Origin of the sequence: Lentilactobacillus sp., assembly GCF_040773105.1 — a bacterium.
GTDB lineage: Bacteria > Bacillota > Bacilli > Lactobacillales > Lactobacillaceae > Lentilactobacillus > Lentilactobacillus parabuchneri.
On record NZ_JAXGWW010000211.1, the window covers coordinates 1 to 3,647 of the forward strand.

Annotated in this window: 3 protein-coding genes and 2 pseudogenes; all 5 read right to left on the reverse strand. The window is 46.0% G+C overall.

The window, feature by feature from the left end; all coding sequences use genetic code 11:
• Positions 1-313 (reverse strand): annotated as a pseudogene (locus AB3112_RS09475) (MFS transporter); the annotation flags it as partial.
• Positions 314-376: 63 nt separating this feature from the next.
• Positions 377-964, reverse strand: coding sequence for a 3-isopropylmalate dehydratase small subunit (gene leuD, locus AB3112_RS09480; protein ID WP_057909823.1), 588 nt, complete (start codon positions 962-964; stop codon positions 377-379).
• A 3-nt stretch (positions 965-967) separates the two neighbouring features.
• Entirely contained in the window at positions 968-2,341 is a 1,374-nt protein-coding gene (gene leuC, locus AB3112_RS09485; protein WP_084973894.1) for a 3-isopropylmalate dehydratase large subunit, read from the reverse strand.
• A complete protein-coding gene (leuB, locus tag AB3112_RS09490; protein WP_367334375.1) occupies positions 2,319-3,398 on the reverse strand; it encodes a 3-isopropylmalate dehydrogenase in 1,080 nt (359 codons plus the stop codon). Before leuB ends, leuC begins: the two co-directional genes overlap by 23 nt.
• Positions 3,398-3,647, reverse strand: a pseudogene (locus tag AB3112_RS09495) (2-isopropylmalate synthase); the annotation flags it as partial. The gene leuB and the pseudogene AB3112_RS09495, both read right to left, overlap by 1 nt.

A 3,647-nucleotide genomic window follows, 5' to 3' on the forward strand; every position in this document is an offset into this window, starting at 1 on the left:
AAAAGGTAAAGCCGCCAAACATCAACAGGTTAATTTGATAAGCGACTCGGCGTCCCTTTAAATCACCAATAAACCCAGCAATCAGTGAGCCGATAAATAAGCCTAAAAAGCCACTGGATAAAAAGTAAGAGTTTTGCTGCAAGGTGGACCAGCCGTCTTTTAAAACGGTTGTTGCCACCGCGCTGGCTAAGTAAACGTCAACTGCGTCCAAAAACATGCCGCCGGAAACTAGGGCAAAAATTTCATAAAACAATGGAGATTCTTTCGTTCGGTCAATTCGACCTTGTAGTGTGATCGGTCTTTCCATAGGCATCTGCCTCCAATAACGTCATTTTTTCCATCACCTCAGGGATTGATTCACTGAAGCACGCCGCTGCTAATCAAAGCTTGGGATACTGGCCTCGTAGTCTTCAATCTGCTGCTTGTAATCCATCGTAATCGCAATATCATCGAGCCCGTTGACAAACTTGTGTTTCCACAGAGGGTCAATCTCAAAATGAAAGGCGCGTCCTTGATATCTGACTTCTTGATTTGGGAGGTCAACGGTAATTTCAGCATCTGCCGGGGCACTGGCTAAGAAATCTCGTTGATCTTTGGGTAAAATAATTGCTAAAAAACCGTTTTTGGTACTGTTCATATAAAAAATATCACTATAGCCGCCAGCAATGACCACTCGAAATCCCCAGTCTTTCAGTGCCCAGACAGCATGTTCCCGTGAGGACCCACAGCCAAAGTTATCGCCGGCAATTAAAATTTCAGCCCCTTGGCGTTCCGGTTTGTTAAGAATAAAGTCAGGATTGGGTTGATGGGGCTTTTCATAGCGCCAATCGTAAAATAGATTTTTGCCATAGCCGGTCTTTAAAATATTCTTCAAGAACTGCTTTGGAATCAATTGATCAGTATCTATGTTGTCTCGCATAATTGGAATTGACGTACTTTTGATAACCTTAATTTTTTCTACCATAATTTAGACCTGCTCCTTTGAAATATCGATAAAGTGACCGTTAATCGCAGCTGCAGCAACCATCGCCGGGCTTGCTAAATGCGTCCTGGAGCCTACCCCTTGGCGGCCTTCAAAGTTTCTGTTTGACGTAGAAGCGCAGTGGATTCCCGCGGGAACGTGATCGGGATTCATCCCCAAGCAAGCTGAACAACCAGGTTCGCGCCATTCACAGCCCGCATCCTTAAATATCTGGTCGATGCCTAATTCTTCGGCCCGTTCCTTAATCGTTCGTGAGCCCGGCACCACCCAAGCGGTTAATCCTTCGGCGATGTGGTGGCCCTTTAAGACCGAAGCGGCAATTTTCAGGTCAGACAAGCGGCCGTTGGTACACGAACCGAAGAATGCCCACCGAATTGGAATTTCTTCCGGCTTACCACCTGGTTTTAAGCCAACGTACTCATAAGCCTTACGATCGTCTTCATCCTTAATTTCGGGAAAGCGGCCGTTTACAGGAATTGACATGCCGGGATTGGTCCCCCAAGAAATATATGGTGAGAGATCACTGACATCAAAATCAATCACTTTATCAAATGCAGCTTCATCGTCAGTCGTAAACTGTTTCCAGTATTCAATCGCCTTATCAATCTGTTTTGGTGCATATTTACGTCCGGCCACATAGTCAAATGTGGTCTGATCAGGCTGCACATTTCCCATCTTGGCGCCGCCTTCAATCGCCATATTACAAAGGGTCATCCGTTCTTCCATGCTCATATTCGAAATTGTGTCGCCATAAAATTCAGCCGCATAACCAGTTCCAAAAGCGACACCTTCACGGGCAATAATACCCATAATGATGTCCTTAGCGTAAACACCATGGTGTAATTTCCCATGAACGTGAATCCCCATCGTCTTTGGCTTCGTCTGCCAGATTGTTTGGGTTGCTAAAACGTGTTCAACTTCACTGGTCCCAATCCCAAAGGCAATTGAGCCAAATGCGCCGTGAGTGGCAGTATGTGAATCGCCACAGACAATGACCATCCCCGGCTGTGTCAGTCCAAGTTGGGGCCCGATAACGTGAATAATGCCTTGATCTTCATCGCCCATGCCAGCCAAGCGGATCCCAAATTCATCGGTATTTTTTTGCAGGGTATCAATTTGTTTTCTGGCAATGGCGTCTTGAATATTAAAGATATCAACGGTTGGGACGTTATGATCCATGGTCGCAAAGGTTTTATCGGTTCGCCGGACTTTTCGATGATTTTCGCGTAACCCTTCAAACGCTTGTGGAGAGGTCACTTCATGAAGCAGATGCAGGTCCACGTATATCAGTTGTGGGTCACCGGGCTTTCCGGTAATGACATGTTGGTCCCAGATTTTATCGAACATCGTTTTCGACATAGTTGTGCCTTCTTTCGTAAATTTGTTGAATGATCGCGTTTGTCACTTGGTTGGTGGTTGCATTTCCACCCAAATCGGGAGTCACGGTGCCACTATCAATCACCGCATCTACACTTTGGCTGATTTGATCCGCAAGGTCGGAGCGATCAAACGTATGGGTTAGCATCATAGCCACTGAGTTAATCATTGACAACGGATTTGCGATCCCTTTTCCGGCAATATCGGGTGCTGATCCATGAATTGGCTCATACAATGCCGGACCATCAGTCCCCCGACTCATCGAAGGAATGGTTCCAAGAGAACCGGTGATTTCAGCGGCCTCGTCGCTTAAAATATCACCAAACATGTTCTCGGTTAAAATGACGTCAAACTGTTCAGGGGCACTAATAATCTTCATTGCCGCAGCATCAACATAACTGGTATCGTAGTGAACTTCCGGGAAATCGGCAGCGACTTCAGCAACCACTCGGCGCCAAAGGTTACTAGTCGCCAAGACATTGGCTTTATCAACCATGGTCACGTGTCGTTTGCGTTTCATCGCCATTTCAAATGCCACCCGGGCAACCCGGCGAATTTCATCGACTGTGTAGCGCATCGTATCAATTGCGTGGGTGTCATCAATTTCACGGGGCTTGCCAAAATAAATTCCGGAAGTTAATTCACGGACAATTACAAAATTAACTGGTTCCACCTGCTTAATTGGAGAATAACGTTGCATCGCCGCGCGAATCGACGTTGGTCGAATATTCGCAAATAAATTCAATTCTTGTCGGATTTGGAGTAATCCTTTTTCCGGCCGGTTGGGCGCGTCATCCCACTTAGGCCCGCCAATTGCTGCTAATAAAACCGCGTCACTCTGCTTGGCTGACGAAAGAGTCTCATCCGGTAGGGGAACGCCGAATTGATCAATACCGGCACCTCCAAAGGGTTGTTCATCGATTTGGTAATGAAATTGATCCTGACTGACAGCTTTTAGCACCGCTAAGCCGGCCTTCATAATTTCTGGTCCGATATAATCTCCCGAAAGAACGGTGATTTTTGCCACTTGGTTTGTCATTAACGGACGACCTCCTTTACTTTGTTCATAATCACTCGTAGATCTGATTCATCAATAATGGATTTGGTATCCGCCATTTGTTTAAAGATTGGAAAAATTTGCTTCATATCATCTTGATCAACGTCAAAACCAATTTCCTTGAGCTTCGCCATTACAGCATGAGAGCCTGACAATTTTCCAAGTGGCAGAGTGGTCTTAGCGGCCCCGACTGATTCAGGTGTCAGAATTTCGTAGGTTTGAGGGTTCTTC

Bases quoted from the DNA above. Each gene is read 5' to 3' on its own strand.
- leuC (WP_084973894.1), bottom strand. From the start codon at position 2,341: ATGTCGAAAACGATGTTCGATAAAATCTGGGACCAACATGTCATTACC.
- leuD (WP_057909823.1), bottom strand. From the start codon at position 964: ATGGTAGAAAAAATTAAGGTTATCAAAAGTACGTCAATTCCAATTATG.
- leuB (WP_367334375.1), bottom strand. From the start codon at position 3,398: ATGACAAACCAAGTGGCAAAAATCACCGTTCTTTCGGGAGATTATATC.